2 protein-coding genes are annotated in these 593 nt (G+C 36.3%); both read right to left on the bottom strand.

The window, feature by feature from the left end; translation table 11 throughout:
• Positions 1 to 212: 212 nt before the first annotated feature.
• Positions 213 to 353, bottom strand: a complete 141-nt coding sequence (locus R8O11_RS29535; protein ID WP_005463370.1) for a PA3496 family putative envelope integrity protein — start codon at positions 351 to 353, stop codon at positions 213 to 215.
• Positions 354 to 403: 50 nt separating this feature from the next.
• Positions 404 to 593, bottom strand: a 190-nt coding sequence (locus tag R8O11_RS29530) for a hypothetical protein (RefSeq protein WP_318195165.1), incomplete at its 5' end; no start/stop codon positions are given.

The raw sequence follows: 593 nt of genomic DNA, 5'->3' as shown, positions 1-593 counted from the left end.
CGAATTTGGATTGTTTTTCAGCGCACACTAAAGTTGGCTTACAGTGATGAAGCAAAGCGTGAAGCTTAAGATGAAGAAAAATTTGGGTGTGGAAAAGGTTATTTTAAGAAGTGTATTTTTGGCTAAGAGATAGCAAACTGATTGGAAAGCGGAGTGGAAAGGTAGGTGGCGGTTACCTTTGCACAACAAGCTTGAAGAGGTAGGAATCAGAGTTAAAGATCAAACATTTTATCAAACGCTCTTTGCTCCATAATATCTTCGATACGGCGGCGCGTTCGTTGTTTTACAGCGGCAGCATTTTCCTCAGATTCTTTCTTTTCCTTATCAATTTGCTTTTTACTTTTTCTAGCCATTGGATATCTTCCAAAATATTGATGAGAATTATTAATGCCTTAAAAAAGCATTATTTGATAATAAAACTTCCTAACTTTGAACCTGAGTCACACAGAATAGTGCCTGAGCAGGTTTTTTCACAATATTGGAAGTCAATCAGGTGACTACGATATTGAAGTTTTGGCAATATATGTCGCTTCAGTATATCGCTATTCAATTGATATATTTTAGCTCTCCAAGTGGTTTTAGGTTGATGTAAA

The sequence above is a fragment of the Vibrio sp. 1288 genome (assembly GCF_033344475.1).
The sequence above is the reverse complement of the archived record's forward strand: the minus strand, read 5'-3'. Positions and strand labels throughout refer to the sequence as shown.